The organism is Clostridium sp., from assembly GCF_022482905.1.
Taxonomy (GTDB): domain Bacteria; phylum Bacillota; class Clostridia; order Clostridiales; family Clostridiaceae; genus Clostridium_B.
Window position 1 is genome coordinate 3143700 of record NZ_JAKVOI010000001.1, and the last position, 18966, is coordinate 3162665.

Annotated in this window: 14 protein-coding genes, 5 tRNA genes and 4 rRNA genes; 21 read left to right on the forward strand and 2 right to left on the reverse strand. The window is 37.8% G+C overall.

Annotation, left to right across the window (positions count from 1 at the left end):
• The first annotated feature begins 17 nt into the window (after positions 1-17).
• From LKE46_RS15570 to murD, 8 genes are all read left to right on the forward strand, one after another.
• Complete coding sequence (locus LKE46_RS15570; RefSeq protein ID WP_291724380.1) at positions 18-407, forward strand: thioesterase family protein; 390 nt, start codon at positions 18-20, stop codon at positions 405-407.
• 184 nt (positions 408-591) lie between these two features.
• Positions 592-1389: a type III pantothenate kinase gene (locus LKE46_RS15575; protein ID WP_291724384.1), complete on the forward strand. Its 798-nt coding sequence runs from the start codon at positions 592-594 to the stop codon at positions 1387-1389.
• Entirely contained in the window at positions 1380-2351 is a 972-nt protein-coding gene (dusB, locus tag LKE46_RS15580; protein ID WP_291724387.1) for a tRNA dihydrouridine synthase DusB, read from the forward strand. Before LKE46_RS15575 ends, dusB begins: the two co-directional genes overlap by 10 nt.
• A gap of 117 nt (positions 2352-2468) precedes the next feature.
• Positions 2469-3233: a hypothetical protein gene (locus tag LKE46_RS15585; RefSeq protein ID WP_291724390.1), complete on the forward strand. Its 765-nt coding sequence runs from the start codon at positions 2469-2471 to the stop codon at positions 3231-3233.
• An 83-nt stretch (positions 3234-3316) separates the two neighbouring features.
• Positions 3317-3796 carry a transcription elongation factor GreA gene (greA, locus tag LKE46_RS15590; RefSeq protein WP_291724393.1) on the forward strand — a complete coding sequence of 160 codons (480 nt, stop codon included), beginning with the start codon at positions 3317-3319 and terminating at the stop codon, positions 3794-3796.
• A gap of 17 nt (positions 3797-3813) precedes the next feature.
• A complete protein-coding gene (gene lysS / locus LKE46_RS15595; protein ID WP_291724397.1) occupies positions 3814-5316 on the forward strand; it encodes a lysine--tRNA ligase in 1503 nt (500 codons plus the stop codon).
• Positions 5317-5585: 269 nt separating this feature from the next.
• Positions 5586-6971 carry a glycine--tRNA ligase gene (locus LKE46_RS15600; RefSeq protein ID WP_291724400.1) on the forward strand — a complete coding sequence of 462 codons (1386 nt, stop codon included), beginning with the start codon at positions 5586-5588 and terminating at the stop codon, positions 6969-6971.
• A 386-nt stretch (positions 6972-7357) separates the two neighbouring features.
• On the forward strand, positions 7358-8737 hold the full coding sequence (gene murD / locus LKE46_RS15605) for a UDP-N-acetylmuramoyl-L-alanine--D-glutamate ligase (RefSeq protein ID WP_291724402.1): 1380 nt from the start codon (positions 7358-7360) through the stop codon (positions 8735-8737).
• Positions 8738-8834: 97 nt separating this feature from the next.
• Here the strand turns inward: murD and LKE46_RS15610 are convergent, their stop codons facing one another.
• On the reverse strand, positions 8835-9275 hold the full coding sequence (locus LKE46_RS15610; RefSeq protein WP_291724405.1) for a hypothetical protein: 441 nt from the start codon (positions 9273-9275) through the stop codon (positions 8835-8837).
• 15 nt (positions 9276-9290) lie between these two features.
• Positions 9291-9893 carry a recombinase family protein gene (locus LKE46_RS15615; protein WP_291724408.1) on the reverse strand — a complete coding sequence of 201 codons (603 nt, stop codon included), beginning with the start codon at positions 9891-9893 and terminating at the stop codon, positions 9291-9293.
• 450 nt (positions 9894-10343) lie between these two features.
• On the opposite strand from LKE46_RS15615, the gene rrf (LKE46_RS15620) reads away from it, so the two are divergent.
• From rrf (LKE46_RS15620) to LKE46_RS15680, 13 genes are all read left to right on the forward strand, one after another.
• Positions 10344-10460 (forward strand): 5S ribosomal RNA (gene rrf, locus LKE46_RS15620).
• Positions 10461-10470: 10 nt separating this feature from the next.
• A tRNA-Ile gene (locus LKE46_RS15625) sits at positions 10471-10547 on the forward strand.
• A gap of 3 nt (positions 10548-10550) precedes the next feature.
• Positions 10551-10626: transfer RNA gene (locus LKE46_RS15630), tRNA-Ala, on the forward strand.
• A gap of 418 nt (positions 10627-11044) precedes the next feature.
• Positions 11045-12554 (forward strand): 16S ribosomal RNA (locus LKE46_RS15635).
• Positions 12555-12807: 253 nt separating this feature from the next.
• A tRNA-Ala gene (locus LKE46_RS15640) sits at positions 12808-12883 on the forward strand.
• Positions 12884-12893: 10 nt separating this feature from the next.
• Positions 12894-12970, forward strand: a tRNA-Ile gene (locus LKE46_RS15645).
• 229 nt (positions 12971-13199) lie between these two features.
• Positions 13200-16086 (forward strand): 23S ribosomal RNA (locus tag LKE46_RS15650).
• On the forward strand, positions 16079-16243 hold the full coding sequence (locus tag LKE46_RS15655; RefSeq protein ID WP_291722585.1) for a hypothetical protein: 165 nt from the start codon (positions 16079-16081) through the stop codon (positions 16241-16243). The genes LKE46_RS15650 and LKE46_RS15655 overlap by 8 nt, the downstream gene beginning before the upstream one ends.
• Before the next feature lie 63 nt (positions 16244-16306).
• A 5S ribosomal RNA gene (gene rrf / locus LKE46_RS15660) occupies positions 16307-16423 on the forward strand.
• The 16S, 23S and 5S rRNA genes sit together here with 5 tRNA genes alongside, the layout of an rRNA operon.
• Positions 16424-16436: 13 nt before the next feature.
• Positions 16437-16511 (forward strand) — tRNA-Asn (locus LKE46_RS15665).
• Positions 16512-16847: 336 nt separating this feature from the next.
• A complete protein-coding gene (locus LKE46_RS15670; protein ID WP_291724411.1) occupies positions 16848-17315 on the forward strand; it encodes a CtsR family transcriptional regulator in 468 nt (155 codons plus the stop codon).
• 64 nt (positions 17316-17379) lie between these two features.
• Positions 17380-17916, forward strand: a complete 537-nt coding sequence (locus LKE46_RS15675; RefSeq protein WP_291724415.1) for a UvrB/UvrC motif-containing protein — start codon at positions 17380-17382, stop codon at positions 17914-17916.
• Positions 17917-17918: 2 nt separating this feature from the next.
• Positions 17919-18959, forward strand: a complete 1041-nt coding sequence (locus LKE46_RS15680; protein WP_291724418.1) for a protein arginine kinase — start codon at positions 17919-17921, stop codon at positions 18957-18959.
• Positions 18960-18966 lie beyond the last annotated feature (7 nt).

Here is an 18966-nt window from a genome sequence, read left to right on the forward strand (position 1 = left end):
GGAAGTGAGATTATCAAATGGAATTTAATTTAAAAGAAGGAATATCTCTTATTAAAGAAATGAAGGTTACAAAAGATGATACAGCAATAAAGATGGGTTCAGGCACTTTAGAAGTTTATGCAACACCATCAATGGCTGCCCTTATGGAAAATGCAGCAAGTAATTCTGTGATAGAAGGACTCCCGGAAGGATATACTACTGTAGGTATTAGTATTGATATAAAACATATTAAATCATCTCCAGTTGGAGCAAATATAAAATGTAAAGCTACTCTTACAAAGGTTGAAGGCAAAAAACTGTTCTTTGATGTAGAAGCCAGCGATGATGCAGGTATCATAGGAAAAGGTTCGCACGTAAGATATATAGTAAATGCCAGCGATTTTATGAAGAAAACGAATAATGGATAAATAAAATTTTAACATATTCGCTAGATATGTGTATTATAGAGCTCTTGACAAATGAAATTTTATTGATACAATTAAGATATTAATTGACAGTATTGCAATCAGGGCAGCTTTAGAGCTGCTCTTTAATTATGTGATTCAAATTTGTATATTCTCAATTTAGTCTTGCTAAAGGTGGTGTTACCTTATGATTTTGGTTTTGGATGTAGGGAATACTAATATTGTTATTGGAATTTACGACGACAATGATTTAGTATCGGTATGGAGATTATCTACGGATTCAAAAAGAACTGCAGATGAATACGGCATTCAAGTTCTACAGCTTCTTCTTAGAAACAATTTAAATCCTCTTGACATCAAAGGTGCAATAATATCTTCTGTTGTTCCAAATATAATGTATTCTCTAGAACATATGATAATAAAATATTTCAAGGTCAAGCCCATTGTAGTTGGACCTGGAGTAAAAACTGGCATAAATGTAAAGTATGATAATCCGAGGGAAGTAGGTGCCGATAGAATAGTAAATGCAGTTGCAGCACATGAAATCTATAAACGGGCATCAATTATAATAGATTTTGGAACTGCAACTACTTTTTGCGCGCTTACAGAAGATGGTAACTATTTAGGCGGGACAATATGCCCCGGAGTTCAAATATCGTCGGATGCATTGTTTGAAAGAGCTGCAAAGCTTCCTAAAGTTGAACTTGTGAAACCTGACACTATCATATGTAAAAATACTGTTACAAGCATACAGGCAGGAATAATATATGGATATGTAGGACAGGTTGGATACATAATAAAGAAAATGAAACAAGAAATGATGGATTGTGGAGAAAAGGAACCCTTTGTTATAGCTACTGGAGGACTTGCAAAACTTATAAATGAAGAATCAGGCTCCATAGATATAATAGATCCAATACTCACACTTACAGGGCTTAGAATAATATATTATAAGAATAGGGAGCATATACTTAAATGCAAATAGGTAATTTGAAGTTTGAAAATAATGTATTCCTTGCTCCAATGGCAGGTGTTACAGATATTGCATTTAGAGAACTGTGCAGGGAACAGGGATGCGGACTTGTATATACGGAAATGATAAGTTCAAAAGCCTTGTTTCATGGGAGTGAAAGAACTAGAGACATGTTTGTCGTATCAAAAGCAGAGGCACCGGCTGCTGTCCAGATATTTGGCAGCGACTCCGTTTTAATGGCTCAAACCTGTGACTATTTCAATGATGTGGATAGCATATGTATGATAGATATAAATATGGGATGTCCTGCACCTAAAATAGTAAAAAATGGAGACGGATCTGCGCTTATGAAGGACCCAAAACTTGCAGAAGACATAGTGAAAGAAGTAAAAAGAGCTTCTTTAAAACCTGTTACAGTAAAAACGAGAATTGGATTTGACTCAGAGCATATAAATATATTGGACTTTGCCAAAAGGATGGAGCAGGTAGGTGCAGATGCAATAACGGTTCACGGCAGAACTAGCAAACAGATGTATATGGGCAAGGCAGACTGGAACGTTATAGGTAAAGTTAAAAAAGAAGTTGACATTCCTGTTATAGGAAATGGCGATATAAATAGTGCTGAAGAAGCTGAAAACAAGTTTAAAATGTATAAATGTGATGGGATTATGATTGGGAGAGGTGCACTGGGAAATCCGTGGATATTCAAGCAGATACGTCAGAGAAAATCAGGGCTGAATGTGCAATATCCTACAGATATTGAAAAAGTGGATATGTGCCTTGAACATTATAGTAAGACGGCGTTTTATAAGGATGAGAAAAGGGCTGTACTGGAAATGAGAAAACACATTGGCTGGTATTTAAAGGGAATCAGAGGAAGCAAGGAGATAAAGGATAAGATCAACTGTGAAAAGGATATAAAAAATGTTATTGAAATTCTAAGTATATACAAAAATTCTTTGTTACAACGGTAATGTTAATCTGATTAAAGTAATAATATATTTATGTAAGCAATTTATGGGAATAATTAAATGGAGCCAATTTTATACGCTAATGCTTATTCCAATGAAGTATACAGCAGCAGGAGTATTATGACAAAAATTAAGGATAGATTTAGCATAAGAATTAAAAAAAAGTATTTTATAGAGGATCTTGATTTAAAAATAACGGACGTTGCATTGCCACCTAATATAAACCAACTTTCATATCATAATAACTTGATGCGAGCTAAGAAAATATGTAGGTTTAAGGATTTAAAACTAGCTCCGAAGGTTTACAGATATCTGGATTACAATATGTATGATGAGTTTCAAAAAAAACTTATGGCATATGGAATTTGTAAGAGCACGGGTATGGTACTTAGAAATATCAAAAAAAATGTAAGAAGTAGCTGTATAGTAATATATGATGCAGCTGATAATATTCTTTTTGATATTATATGTTTTTTTGCCAGAGAGGCGAAATTTATTGTGCTTCTTTCAGAAAACATGCATAAGATAAATAAAATAAGGGAATATGTAATTGCAAATTATGGAGTGTCACCTGTCGTGACTTCAGATGAGGAATTCTTTTTTAAAATGTCAGATTTTATTATAACATCTAAAGACATGATTTTTTATAAAGACGCATGTGTGTGGTACGTTTGCAATAGTCCCATAGAAAATTTTGATCATGTAATCAATATCAATGATGTAAATTATAAAATTCCATGGAACTTTGAACGAGGAGAAATGTGTTTTGAAATTTTAGGTTCTATATTGAGCCAGATGGCTGAAAAAGATATAGTCAAGTCTTTAAAATATAATGGAGTATTTTTAAATGACATAAAATATAATGGACATATAATTAATTTTTGATATTGACATTAAAATAGGGCTGTCTTATAATTTATAGAAATCAAAGGGGTATGGTTTATAAATTTTTAAAGGGGAGAAGACATATGAGCAATCTGAATAAATATATAATGACTTATGATGGAGTAAAAAAGCTTGAGGATGAACTTGAATATTTAAGGACTGTTAAAAGAAGGGAGATAACGGAAAAGATCAAGTCTGCACTTTCTTTTGGGGACTTAAGTGAAAATTCAGAATATGATGATGCAAAAAATGACCAGGCATTTACAGAAGGAAGAATAGTACAACTTGAAAACATGTTAAAAAATGTTACTATAGTAGATGAAAATGAAATTCCACTCGATGTGGTAAGTGTAGGAGCAACTGTAAAAATAAAGGACTTTGATTTCGATGAAGAGGTCCAGTATACAATTGTGGGATCTGCAGAAGCAGATCCAATCAACAATAAAATATCAAATGAATCGCCTGTTGGCAAAAGCCTTCTAGGAAAGAAAATAGGAGATATAGTTGAAGTTCAAATTCCAGATGGACTCAGTAAATATAAAATACTCAGCATAGGAAGATAATTGGAGGATAAAGTTTAATGGCAAATGACAAGGAAAATTTTAATAAACTTGAGAAGAAGTTTAATGCACTTATAAATGAGAGAATAGATAAATTTAGACAGTTGAAAAATGATGGGAAAGACCCTTTTGAGATATATAAGGTTGATAGAACCCATACTTCAGATCAAATAAGGGATAATTATGATGAGCTTGAAGGCAGCACTGTTACTGTTGCAGGAAGGTTGATGTCAAAACGTGTGCACGGCAAGGCTGGATTTTCAGATCTGTATGATAGATATGGAAAAATACAGCTTTATATAAAAATAGATGATGTAGGGGAAGAAAAATTAAAGGAATATAAGACATATGATATAGGAGATATTTTATCAATAACGGGAAAGGTTTTTAAAACAAAAACCGGTGAAATTACAATTCACATTGAAAATTTCCAGTTAGTCTGTAAATCCCTGAGGCCTTTACCGGAAAAGTGGCATGGCTTAAAAGATCCCGACTTAAAATATAGACAGAGATATGTGGATTTAATAATAAATCAGGATGTAAGAGATACATTTATGAAAAGAACGGCTATAATAAAGGCTATGAGAGAGTTCTTAGACGATAAGAACTTTATTGAAGTAGAAACTCCAATACTGTCCACAATAGCAGGGGGAGCTGCAGCAAAGCCTTTTATAACTCATCACAATACATTGGATATGGATATGTATCTTAGAATTGCAACTGAATTGTATCTAAAGAGATTGATTGTAGGTGGATTTGAAAAAGTTTATGAAATAGGTAAGAATTTTAGAAATGAGGGAATGGATATAAGACACAATCCCGAGTTTACATCTATAGAATTATATGAGGCATTTGCTGATTATAATGATATGATGGAAATTACAGAAAATATGGTAGCTTATATATGCAATAAAGTTCTTGGTACTACTAAGGTTGTCTATGAAGACAAGGAAATAGATTTTAAACCTCCATGGGAAAGGATTACCATGGTTGATGCAGTCAGGGAATTTACGAATATAGATTTTAATGAAATAAAAGATGATGCAGAAGCACAGCAAATTGCAAGGGAAAAAAATATTCAGCTTAAAAAAGAATTGAAAGATTGTACAAAAGGATATATATTAGATATGATATTTGAAGAATTTTGCGAAGAGAAATTTGTTCAACCGACTTTTGTACTGGATTATCCAGTTGAAGTATCGCCTCTTACCAAGAAAAAAAGAGGAAATGATAACTTTACCGAGAGATTTGAGGGATTTGTATATGGAAGAGAAATATGTAATGCTTATTCTGAACTGAATGATCCTATAGCTCAGAAAGAGAGATTTGTCCAGCAATTGAGGGAAAGAGAACTAGGTGATGATGAAGCATATATGATGGATGCTGATTTTATAAACGCTCTTGAAATTGGAATGCCGCCAACAGGTGGCCTTGGAATAGGCGTAGATAGGCTTATAATGTTCTTGACTAATTCATCGTCAATAAGAGATGTTATATTGTTTCCTACTATGAAGCCGCTTTAATAGTAGAATTAAATTTATAATTTAATATTGCAGTAATGATGAAGATTAGTAGTAATGTGAAGATCAAAAGAGAGGCTGCGTTTGGTGGAAAACAGCTGAGATTCCATTGCGAAGGGAACTTTTAAACTGTTTATATTCAAAGATGAGCGTATGCTAAAAAGGGTGGAACCGCGGATAATGAATTCGTCCCTTTAGCTAGGCTCTTTTTTTATGTTTCAAAAAGAAGTATGGATAATTACAATAATAAAATTACAAAAGGAGATTAGCATATGGAAAAGAATATGGATAAAGTTGTTGCTTTAGCAAAGAACAGGGGATTTGTATATCCCGGCTCAGATATATATGGAGGACTTGCAAATACCTGGGATTATGGACCAATTGGAGTTGAACTCAAAAATAATGTAAAAAAAGCATGGTGGCAGAAATTTGTCCATGAGAGTAAGTATAATGTAGGAATAGATTGTGCCATACTTATGAATAATGAAGTATGGGTAGCTTCCGGGCATGTAGGAAATTTTTCGGATCCTCTTATGGACTGTAAAGACTGCAAATCAAGATTTAGAGCAGATAAATTAGTTGAAGAGCACATGACATCTCAGGGGGTTGAAAAGGCCAGCGCAGATGGGTGGAGCAATGAAAAACTTGAAAAGTATATAAAAGATAATGGAATAGTTTGTCCTAATTGTGGCAAAAGCAATTTTACAGATATAAGACAGTTTAATCTTATGTTTAAGACATATCAAGGGGTAACAGAAGATTCTAAATCGGAGATATATTTAAGACCGGAAACGGCTCAAGGCATATTTGTAAATTTTAAAAATGTTCAGAGAACAAGTAGAAAAAAAATACCTTTTGGAATAGCACAAATAGGTAAATCTTTTAGAAATGAAATAACTCCAGGCAATTTTACTTTTAGAACCAGGGAATTTGAACAGATGGAACTGGAATTTTTCTGTAAACCGGGAACCGATTTGGAATGGCATAGTTACTGGAAAGAGTACTGCTGGAATTTCCTGATTAACTTAGGATTAAATAAGGATAATATAAGATTTAGAGATCATGAGAAAGAAGAACTTTCTCATTATAGTAGTGCAACTTCTGATATAGAATATCTATTTCCATTTGGCTGGGGAGAATTATGGGGAATTGCAGACAGGACAGATTATGATTTAAAACAACATCAAAACCATTCGGGAAAGGATATGAATTATCTGGATCCGACGACTCATGAGAAATATATTCCCTACTGTATAGAGCCATCAGTTGGGGCAGATAGAGCAGTATTGGCATTTCTGGTTGATGCATACGATGAAGAAGAGCTTGAAGGTGGAGATATAAGAACAGTTATGCATTTTCATCCGGTAATAGCCCCATTCAAGGCTGCAGTACTTCCTTTAAGTAAAAAATTATCTGAACATGCTTTAAAAATATATGATTTATTGAGAGAAGAATTTAATGTAGATTATGACGAGGCGGGAAGTATTGGAAAGAGATACAGAAGAGAAGATGAAATAGGAACCCCTTACTGCATAACTGTTGATTTTGATACCCTCGAAGATAATACTGTTACAGTAAGAGACAGAGATACTATGAAGCAGTCCAGAATAAAAGTAGAGGAACTTAATAAATTTTTAAAGGAAAAGACGCGGTTCTAATTTAATATTCTTATAATAAAAGCATGCAGTTTGTGAAAATAACTGCATGCTTTTAATAACAATATATAAATAGAAATTTACCGGATACTTAAGTATCCGGTAAATTAGGGTTTAATCATGGGGATATGTTATATGTTTAATTAAAACTTGGGGAATTATATTAATGTTTCCTTACGGCATGTTTATAGTATAGCATATAGTATAAATGATTTTCAATAGTAAAAATAAAGTTGCTAAATTTAATATTTTCGCACAATTTTGATTTTATTCGTCATAAAATAGTATATTGTGTCATTGAAATTCTAAAAAAATTATCTCAATAGATGATTATAAGTGATATAATTGATTGGTAAAGATTATATACAGTTTATTGCGGAGGTTTTTCAATGAAAAATAATTTTGATACTTTCAAACAATTTATAAAAGGCAAAAATGTTGCTGTAGTAGGTATAGGAATTAGTAATAGGCCTTTAATAGACTTTTTATTGAGACTTGGTGCACAAATAAGTGCTTTTGATAAAAAGACTGAAAAACAGTTGGGTAATATTACGAACATATTAAGGAGTAAAGGAGTTAAACTTGTATTAGGAGATAATTATTTGGATAATTTAAATGGCTTTGATATGATATTTAAGACTCCATCTATGAGAATAGACAGTCCGGCACTTGTTAAAGCAAAAAATAGTGGTGCCTATATAACTTCTGAAGTTGAGGAATTTGTTAAATATTGTCCTGCTAAAATATTTGGTGTTACGGGAAGCGATGGTAAAACAACTACAACTACACTTATATATAATATATTGAAGGAAGAAGGCTTTAAAAGTTGGGTCGGAGGGAATATAGGAACTCCTCTTTTTGACAAAATAGAAAATATAGATCAAAATGACAGAGTTGTAATGGAACTTTCAAGTTTTCAACTCATGACTATGGAAGTTTCTCCACAGGTGTCCGTAGTCACAAATATAAGTCCCAATCATCTTGATATACACAAAGATATGAATGAGTATGTAAATGCTAAAAAAAGCATATTTAAATATCAGGACAAAGAGGACCTGTTAATATTAAATAGAGACAATGATTATACAAATAATATGGTAAAAGAAGCATTGGGAAGAGTGAGACAGTTTAGCATTAGAGAAAGGTTGGCTTCTGGAGGATGCTTGAAGAATGATGCTTTATATATTGACGATAGTGAAGTGTGTAAAATTGATGAAGTCAAGTTAATGGGAATGCATAATGTATCTAACTTGTTAGCTGCTTTTTGTGCTGTAAAAGATGATGCAGGTATTGACAGTATGAGAAAGATTGCCACTACTTTTAAAGGCGTGGAGCATAGATGTGAATTTATAAGAAGTCTGCATGGCGTTAAGTATTACAATGATTCAATAGCATCAAGTCCTACGAGAACCCTTGCAGGTCTCAAAGCTTTTAAAAAACCGGTTATACTTATAGCTGGCGGATATGACAAAAAAATTCCTTTTGATATACTTGCAGAAGAAGGGTATTCTAAAATAAAGACACTTATTCTGCTTGGGGCTACAAAAAATAAAATCAAGGCTGCATTTGAAAATCTACAGGCATCAAAAAATGTTCATGTTCCAATTGTTGAAGTTGATTCGCTTGAGGAAGCCGTCTTGAAAGCTGCAGAAATAGCTGCAGACGGAGATATTGTTACCCTTTCTCCTGCATGTGCTAGTTTTGATATGTTTGAGAATTTTGAAACACGGGGAAATAAGTTTAAAGATTTGGTGAAAGATTTAAAATAGAGTTAAATTTTTCATGTATGCGGATTGACTTTGTAAAAGTAATAATCTGCATATATGAAGAGTATTTTTATACAACCGTTAATTTAAAACTGTTTGCTTATTTTTCTGTTGAGATAGTACCTGGTTTCAAAAATGGTGGAAGTTCCTTAGCTGCATTCAGGTCAAATATCATGGCCTTATCCTTAGGGTGCCAAACTCCGGTAATATGATAGCGGTTTTTCTCTTGCCACTGTTCACACATGACGCCGCATATCATCCTGCGAATGGCACTGAAAGATGTGGCAATCGCATGTTTTTGCTCTCCTTTGGGTTTAGAAAAGCGAATGGTATGTTCGTTACCCACCTTGCAGGCTTTTATTGCAAATGCCTTTTTCTTGACATCAATCATAGGTATTATGTACTGAGGATATCCCATATCTTCAATACACTTAAGAGTAAAAGTAATACCGTTTTTTGTGATGTGTACGTCGGGAGTACCAGTAACGCAGACATCAATAACCTCAAAAGAAAAGTCCTCAAAATTCATTTCATCAATCATGTTATTATTCCTTTCCTATATCAATTTTTTAAGTACCTGAGTAATTTCTTTTTTGTTCCAGTTTGGATTAATATAAATAAATCCTCGTAAAGCACCTGTTTTCATTCGCTTTATAAAAATGCCAATATCCGGTTTCTCAGTCAGCTTTCTTGAAAAGTGGCATTCTTTGAGTGATTTCTGCACTGTCAGCCATTGGGTTTTCGGTATAATGGCTGGAATACCACCCTTTAAAAGATATTGAGGCCGTTGGCCTGTATTTCTCATCTTTTTATGCGTAAAGCAATCAACAGTAAATGTCTTTTGCATCAAAACATCACCGCAGTATTTCTCGTTCTTTAAAATACGAAGAATGCTGCTGCTTTTCCACATAGGTTTTCCAAGTACAGTAGGAATACAGGCATCTGTAAGGGCTTGCGCGATCTCACGAGCGTTAGAACCGCCTATATAGCTGTTATAAATATAGCGGATAATATTTGCTCCTTCCTCCACAACTATAATTTGCCCAAGATGGTCTTTACCAAAACCAAGAAGGTTGTGAGTAGGAATAATGGGTATGCCTTTTTTGAAGCGCTCAATGATGGACCATGTGACAGCAGCGCTTTTTTTGTTCGCTTTCACCCTGCGCCACTAAACTCATGACACCAAGGGTAAATTCATTTTTGTTTTCAAGTGTATTGAGGTTTTCAGCCTCAAAGAGGATAGCAATCTTACAGTTGATATGGACACTCATATTTTAGCGTGATAAATAGAGTTATTTTACAAATTTATAAAATTGTATAAAAATGAGTAGAATAGTTCAATAGTCTGATATAATGAATTTGCTACAAAACAATAATCAAACGTATTTTATTATTTATGATTTATTATAGCAGACTGTCATATTAAAATAAAAGAAAATATTAAACTTTTCAAATAAAACTTTAAAGAGAGTACCACGATTTATTTATAAATTTATTACATAGATGGGTCCATGCTTTTATCGTGAAGATATATGAAAAAAGTATTGACAGCCCCCAAAAAAGAAAGTATAATATGAAACTGTAGTAAAGAGGAAAAACCATGAAATCATCTGGTGATAATTATGTGAAGGTAACACCCCTTTCCATTTCGAACAGGCAAGTTAAGCTTCATTGTGCTGAGAGTACTGCAGGAGAAGTCCTGTGGCAGGGTAAGTAATTGCCGGGTAATATATAATGGATCTTTAGCTCAGTTGGTTAGAGCAACCGGCTCATAACCGGTAGGTCTGGGGTTCGAGTCCCTGAAGGTCCACCATATGGGGGTATAGCTCAGCTGGGAGAGCATCTGCCTTGCACGCAGAGGGTCAAGAGTTCGAATCTCTTTATCTCCACCAGGAAAGCCATGAATCGTTTATGATTATGGCTTTTTTTATAATAGAATATGATAACAACTATTCCCGGTGTATCATTATATGATAAATGTAGAAATATGGAGATTTATATAGAAAATAGAGAATACATTGGTGTATATTTATATTTAATCATGGAACAGTTTGTTTATTGATGATAGAATATCACTTGTTGTTTTGAGAATATATCGTAGAAATTAACTGTTATATAAAGAATTGTGTTGATTAGTATTGACATGTTTAGTATAATGTGTTAATATAAACGAGTTGTTGAAGTGAACAACATGATCCTTGAAAATTAAACAGAATAGAAACAAGTGAAAACTTGAAGAAATAAACCAGCAATTTTTTTGAGCTGCAGAGATGCAGTAAAGTAAAACAGTAATGAGTAGAGACAAACTTTTAAATTGAGAGTTTGATCCTGGCTCAGGACGAACGCTGGCGGCGTGCCTAACACATGCAAGTCGAGCGAAGGAACCCCTTCGGGGGAGACTTAGCGGCGGACGGGTGAGTAACACGTGGGTAACCTGCCTCAAAGAGGGGGATAGCCTCCCGAAAGGGAGATTAATACCGCATAAGACCTGAATTCGCATGAATTCAGGATAAAAGGAGAAATCCGCTTTGAGATGGACCCGCGGCGCATTAGCTAGTTGGTGGGGTAGAAGCCTACCAAGGCAACGATGCGTAGCCGACCTGAGAGGGTGATCGGCCACATTGGAACTGAGATACGGTCCAGACTCCTACGGGAGGCAGCAGTGGGGAATATTGCACAATGGGCGAAAGCCTGATGCAGCAACGCCGCGTGAGTGATGAAGGTCTTCGGATTGTAAAGCTCTGTCTTCTGGGACGATAATGACGGTACCAGAAGAGGAAGCCACGGCTAACTACGTGCCAGCAGCCGCGGTAATACGTAGGTGGCGAGCGTTGTCCGGAATTACTGGGCGTAAAGGGTGCGTAGGCGGATGTTTAAGTGAGATGTGAAATACCCGGGCTTAACCTGGGAGCTGCATTTCAAACTGGATATCTGGAGTGCAGGAGAGGAGAACGGAATTCCTAGTGTAGCGGTGAAATGCGTAGAGATTAGGAAGAACACCAGTGGCGAAGGCGGTTCTCTGGACTGTAACTGACGCTGAGGCACGAAAGCGTGGGTAGCAAACAGGATTAGATACCCTGGTAGTCCACGCCGTAAACGATGAGTACTAGGTGTAGGAGGTATCGACCCCTTCTGTGCCGCAGTAAACACAATAAGTACTCCGCCTGGGAAGTACGATCGCAAGATTAAAACTCAAAGGAATTGACGGGGGCCCGCACAAGCAGCGGAGCATGTGGTTTAATTCGAAGCAACGCGAAGAACCTTACCTGGACTTGACATCCCCTGAATAGCCTGGAGACAGGCGAAGCCTTTCGGGGCAGGGAGACAGGTGGTGCATGGTTGTCGTCAGCTCGTGTCGTGAGATGTTAGGTTAAGTCCTGCAACGAGCGCAACCCTTGTTGTTAGTTGCTAACATGAAAGATGAGCACTCTAACGAGACTGCCGCGGTTAACGCGGAGGAAGGTGGGGATGACGTCAAATCATCATGCCCCTTATGTCCAGGGCGACACACGTGCTACAATGGGCAGAACAGAGAGAAGCAAGACCGTGAGGAGGAGCCAAACTCAAAAACTGCTCTCAGTTCGGATTGCAGGCTGAAACCCGCCTGCATGAAGCTGGAGTTGCTAGTAATCGCGAATCAGCATGTCGCGGTGAATACGTTCCCGGGCCTTGTACACACCGCCCGTCACACCATGAGAGCTGGCAACACCCGAAGTCCGTAGTCTAACTTAGGAGGACGCGGCCGAAGGTGGGGTTAGTGATTGGGGTGAAGTCGTAACAAGGTAGCCGTAGGAGAACCTGCGGCTGGATCACCTCCTTTCTAAGGAGAAAAGGAACAGGACACTGTTCCATAAAAGTTGGTATTTTGTTTGAGCAAGTAACTTGAAAAATTGATAGTAACGAGCAGATTGAGGAAAAACGCGAACGAGGAGTGGAGTTTACTTATGTAAATGAGCACCGGAGTGAGTGATTTTGACGAAAAGATGCGAAGTTAATAACAATTTTTTATTCTGTTTAATTTTGAAGGATCAGATCCTTTCACAATAGTCAATTTAATAATTAATATAAGTTTTGGGGGTATAGCTCAGCTGGGAGAGCATCTGCCTTGCACGCAGAGGGTCAAGAGTTCGAATCTCTTTATCTCCACCATTGTATTTATGGGCTTATAGCTCAGCTGGTTAGAGCGCACGCCTGATAAGCGTGAGGTCGATGGTTCGAGTCCATTTAAGCCCACCATTATGTTCCTTGAAAATTGCACAGTAAGAAAAAAGAGAAGTCGAAAGACTTCATGAAAGTAAAGTAAAGCTGAGGTTAATGAAATAACCTTTGTAGATATATGTGGAAAATTAATAGTAGCAAGCAGTTCGAGGAAAGGCTTGAGCGAGGAGCGGAGCTTACTTGTGTAAGTGAGCACCACAGCGAAAGACTTGACGATGAAATGCGAAGCTAATATGGATTTTCTTTAGGTCAAGCTACAAAGGGCGCATGGTGAATGCCTTGGCACCAGGAGCCGACGAAGGACGTGATAAGCTGCGATAAGCTTCGGGTAGACGCAAATAGTCTGAGAACCGAAGATTTCCGAATGGGGAAACCCACAGTGGAAGCACTGAACTGTAAACTGAATTCATAGGTTTATAGAGGTAAACCCGGGGAACTGAAACATCTAAGTACCCGGAGGAAGAGAAAGAAAAATCGATTTTCCAAGTAGCGGCGAGCGAAAGGGAAAGAGCCCAAACCAGGAACTTGTTTCTGGGGTTCGGGCAGACAGAGAGAACAATAGGTTAAGTGAAGAGAGCTGGAAGGCTCCGCCATAGAAGGTAAAAGCCCTGTAGGTGAAAGCTGAAAAAGTTCCAGTCTGTACCAGAGTACCACGAGACACGAGAAACCTTGTGGGAAAGAGGGAGGACCACCTCCTAAGGCTAAATACTACCTGGTGACCGATAGAGAAGAAGTACCGTGAGGGAAAGGTGAAAAGAACCCCGGAAGGGGAGTGAAAGAGAACCTGAAACCGTGTGTCCACAACCGATCGAAGCACTTTAACGTGCGACGATGTGCTTTTTGTAGAACGAGCCAGCGAGTTACGGTATGCAGCAAGGTTAAGCACTTAAGGTGCGGAGCCGAAGGGAAACCGAGTCTTAAAAGGGCGTCTAGTTGCATGCAGTAGACCCGAAACCGGGTGACCTATCCATGGCCAGGTTGAAGCGGAAGTAAAATTCCGTGGAGGACCGAACCACGTTGGTGTTGAAAAACCATGGGATGAGCTGTGGATAGCGGAGAAATTCCAATCGAACTCGGAGATAGCTGGTTCTCCTCGAAATAGCTTTAGGGCTAGCGTCGTGAATGAGTAGTGGAGGTAGAGCACTGAATGGGCTAGGGGCTGACAACAGTTACTGAACCCTATCAAACTCCGAATGCCATATACTTGAATCACGGCAGTCAGACCGGGAATGATAAGATCCTCGGTCAAAAGGGAAAGAGCCCAGATCATCAGCTAAGGTCCCAAAGTGTAAGTTAAGTGGAAAAGGATGTGGGATTTCGAAGACAACTAGGATGTTGGCTCAGAAGCAGCCACACATTCAAAGAGTGCGTAACAGCTCACTAGTCGAGAGATCCTGCGCCGAAGATGTCCGGGGCTAAAACTTACCACCGAAGCTATGGACCCGAAAGGGTGGTAGAGGAGCATCCTGTACGGATAGAAGCAGTACCGTAAGGAGCTGTGGACTGTACAGGAGAGAGTATGCTGGCATAAGTAGCGAGAAATAAGTGAGAATCTTATTGGTCGAAGACCTAAGGTTTCCTGGGGAAGGTTCGTCCGCCCAGGGTTAGTCGGGACCTAAGCCGAGGCCGAAAGGCGTAGGCGATGGACAATCGGTTGATATTCCGATACCGCAAACTGGCGTTTGACAGAAGGGATGACGCAGAAGGATAGGATGTGCACACTACTGGATGTGTGTCTAAGCACTGAGGCAGGCCGGGGAGGAAAACCCATCCGGTCAATGCTGAGGTGTTACAGGGATCCAATTAAGGAGAAGTATCCGATTTCACACTGCCAAGAAAAGTCTCTATGGAGCAAGTTTGTGCTCGTACCGCAAACCGACACAGGTAGGTGAGGAGAGAATCCTAAGACCATCGGAAGAATTGTTGTTAAGGAACTAGGCAAATTAACTCCGTAACTTAGGGATAAGGAGTGCCCCGAAAGGGGCCGCAGAGAATAGGCTCAAGCAACTGTTTATCAAAAACACAGGTCTCTGCTAAAGCGAAAGCTGAAGTATAGGGGCTGACGCCTGCCCGGTGCTGGAAGGTTAAGGGGAATACTAAGCGCAAGCGAAGGTATGAACTTAAGCCCCAGTAAACGGCGGCCGTAACTATAACGGTCCTAAGGTAGCGAAATTCCTTGTCGGGTAAGTTCCGACCCGCACGAATGGCGTAATGATTTGAGCACTGTCTCGACAACAAATCCGGCGAAATTGTAGTGCAAGTGAAGATGCTTGCTACCCGCGATTGGACGGAAAGACCCCGTAGAGCTTTACTGCAGTTTAGCATTGAGTTTCGGTATTGTCTGTACAGGATAGGTGGGAGGCATGGAAACCGGGGCGCCAGCCCTGGCGGAGCCAACGTTGGGATACCACCCTGACAGTACTGGAATTCTAACCGGCGGCCATGAAACTGGTCACGGGACATTGTTAGGCAGGCAGTTTGACTGGGGCGGTCGCCTCCTAAAAAGTAACGGAGGCGCCCAAAGGTTCCCTCAGAAGGGTCGGAAATCCTTCGAAGAGTGCAAAGGCAGAAGGGAGCCTGACTGCGACACATACAGGTGGAGCAGGGACGAAAGTCGGGCTTAGTGATCCGGTGGTACCTCGTGGGAGGGCCATCGCTCAACGGATAAAAGCTACCTCGGGGATAACAGGCTGATCTCCCCCAAGAGTTCACATCGACGGGGAGGTTTGGCACCTCGATGTCGGCTCGTCGCATCCTGGGGCTGAAGTAGGTCCCAAGGGTTGGGCTGTTCGCCCATTAAAGCGGCACGCGAGCTGGGTTCAGAACGTCGTGAGACAGTTCGGTCCCTATCCGTCGCGGGCGCAGGAAATTTGAGAGGAGCTGTCCTTAGTACGAGAGGACCGGGATGGACTGACCTCTGGTGTACCAGTTGTTCCGCCAGGAGCATGGCTGGGTAGCTATGTCGGGAAGGGATAAACGCTGAAAGCATCTAAGCGTGAAGCCCACCTCAAGATTAGATTTCCCACAGCGTAAGCTGGTAAGACCCCTCGGAGAACACGAGGTTGATAGGTCAGGGGTGTAAGCATGGCAACATGTTCAGCTGACTGATACTAATAGGTCGAGGGCTTGACCAAACATTCATCTTACTGTGCAATTTTCAGGGAACAGAGCAGTATTCCATATGGAATACACATGTTTTCAATATTTGCTGTAGAGTTTACAGTAAATAAATTATTAGCAGCGAATAGATCAAGGAAAAGCTTGAAGGAGGAGCGGAATTTACTTACGTAAATGAGCACCGCAGTGAGAACTTTGACGCAGAGATATGAAGCTGATAATGATTTATGTCAAATATCTGGTGGTTATGACGTGAAGGTAACACCCCTTCCCATTCCGAACAGGATGGTTAAGCTTCATTGTGCCGAGAGTACTGCAGGGGAAGCCCTGTGGCAGGGTAGGTTGCTGCCGGGTTTAAATAAATTGTTCCGTGGTAGCTCAATGGTTGAGCATTCGGCTGTTAACCGAAGGGTTGGAGGTTCGAGCCCTCTCCACGGAGCCATTTTTATTTTTTGTTAGGTTAGACAGGAGCAGGGTAGACAATTTAGACTTCAATAAAAAATTAATTTTTTATTGAAGCTATTTTTTTTATTTGAAGAAAGCTTGAAATATGATACTATAAATTTAATATAACAGGTGTTATAAAAATTAATGATTAGTCGGTGATAATAATTATTATATATAAGAAAACTAAAGAAAAATTGCATTATATCGTGCTTTTATGATTAGAACACAAGATTCGGGATAATATAAGAGTTGAATAAAATAACAGGTAATAATATTATTTAAGTAAGGTCAAAGAAAGTCAAAGTGATGTTGTTGGTATTAAGAGGGTGATATGGTGGCAAGATTATCTGATATAATAGAAAATTTCATAAAGCAGATGATAGAAAGCAGTGATGAATCCCAGCTTCAGATTAGAAGAAACGAATTGGCTAACCACTTTAGCTGTGCTCCTTCGCAGATAAATTATGTTTTAACCACTAGATTTACTACAGATAAAGGTTATTATATAGAAAGCAGGAGAGGTGGCGGCGGATGTATAATAATAAGAAGAGTCGTTTGCAGCAGCAATAAGAATTTATTTGATATTATAATTGAAAAAATTGGGGATAGTATAACATATAATACTGCCCTCCAGGTTATAGATGGACTGTTCGAAGCTGATATTATTAGTGAGAGGGAAGCTAATATATTAAAAATAGCTATAAATGATAGAACTTTTAATGATTATGTTCAAAATAAAAACAAACTTAGAGCTTCTATACTTAAATCTATAATGATGGTGATATTTCATGATAGTTAGGTAAAATGAGAATCCTATGTATACAGAAAATTTTAATTTAAGAATTACGGGGTGATAAGATATTATGTTGTGTGATATATGTAAAAAAAATGAAGCCACTGTTCATATAACTAAGATAGTAAATGGGATAAAACAGGATCTTAATTTATGTGAAAAATGTGCTGTTGAAAATGGAGAATTGAGCTTTGTTCCAAAGATAAATTTTGTAGCCCCATTTAGCTTTCAAAATATTTTAAGTGGAATTATGGATTATATGAATAATTCAAATGAGGATACAGAAGATTTTGATATAATCTGTAAAAATTGCGGTACTTCTTATAGAGAATTTAAAAAAAGCGGATTTGTAGGATGCAGCGAATGTTATAAAGAATTTTCAAATATATTGCAGCCTGTTATAAAAAGAGTGCAGGCAAATTTGGAACATACGGGGAAAATACCTAAAAAGGCAGGAAAGGATATTATAGATAGAAGAAATCTTGTAAAATTGAAACAGGATTTACAAAAATCTATAGCTTTGGAGGAGTATGAGGAGGCTGCACGTATAAGAGATAAAATAAAGGAACTTCAAGCCGATAATAATCATGGCAATAAGGGGGAATAGGAATGGACAACTGGATAACAGCTCCTAAGGGAGATAATGAGGATCTGGTCATAAGCAGCAGAGTAAGGCTTGCCAGAAACTTGGCAAGAGTACCTTTCCCTCATAAATTAAGTGAGGAACAGAGTAAGAAATTAATAGAACTTGTAGATAAAGTTTTTTATGAAGATGATTGTACCACGAAGGAATTTACTACAAATTATTTGTGGGAGAAAAGTGAAAATGAAAGGGAAATGTTTTTGGAAAAACATCTTATAAGTAAAAACCTGATAGAAAATAGTAATAAGGCTGCATTTATATTGAACAAAAATGAAACAGTAAGTATAATGCTAAATGAGGAGGATCATATTAGAATTCAATGTATAACGTCAGGATTAAATTTGGAGGAAGTATATAATGTAAGTGATAATATAGATAATCTTTTGGAAGAAAATCTAGAATATGCTTTTGATGAAAGATTAGGATACTTGACTACCTGTCCAACGAATTTGGGTACAGGATTAAGGATGTCTGTTATGCTTCATCTTCCTGCAATATCCTTAAACAATCAAATAAATGGACTTTTAAATGCACTAAGTCAGGTTGGCATGACTGTTAGAGGTCTATATGGTGAAGGATCTAAAGCATTGGGCAATATATATCAGATTTCAAATCAAGTGACTTTAGGACGCAGTGAAGAAGAAATAATGATTAATTTAAAAGCTCTTGTATCACAGGTAATAAATGAAGAGAAGTTAGCACGCGAAAATCTCATAAAGAACTCAAGACATGAATTAGAGGACAGAATATATAGATCTCTTGGAATTTTAAGATATGCTGAACTTTTAAGTTCGAATGAGTGCCTAAAACTTTTATCTTATGTAAGGTTGGGAGTTGAAATGGGAATAGTTAAAGATATAAGCAAAGTTACGCTAAATAGTCTTTTGGTTGAAATACAACCAGCCACTATACAACAGAATCACGATAAAATTTTATCAAGCAGAGAAAGAGATTTTGATAGAGCAAAACTAGTAAGAAAGAAATTGGCAGAAACTACAGCCAAATAAAAAGGAA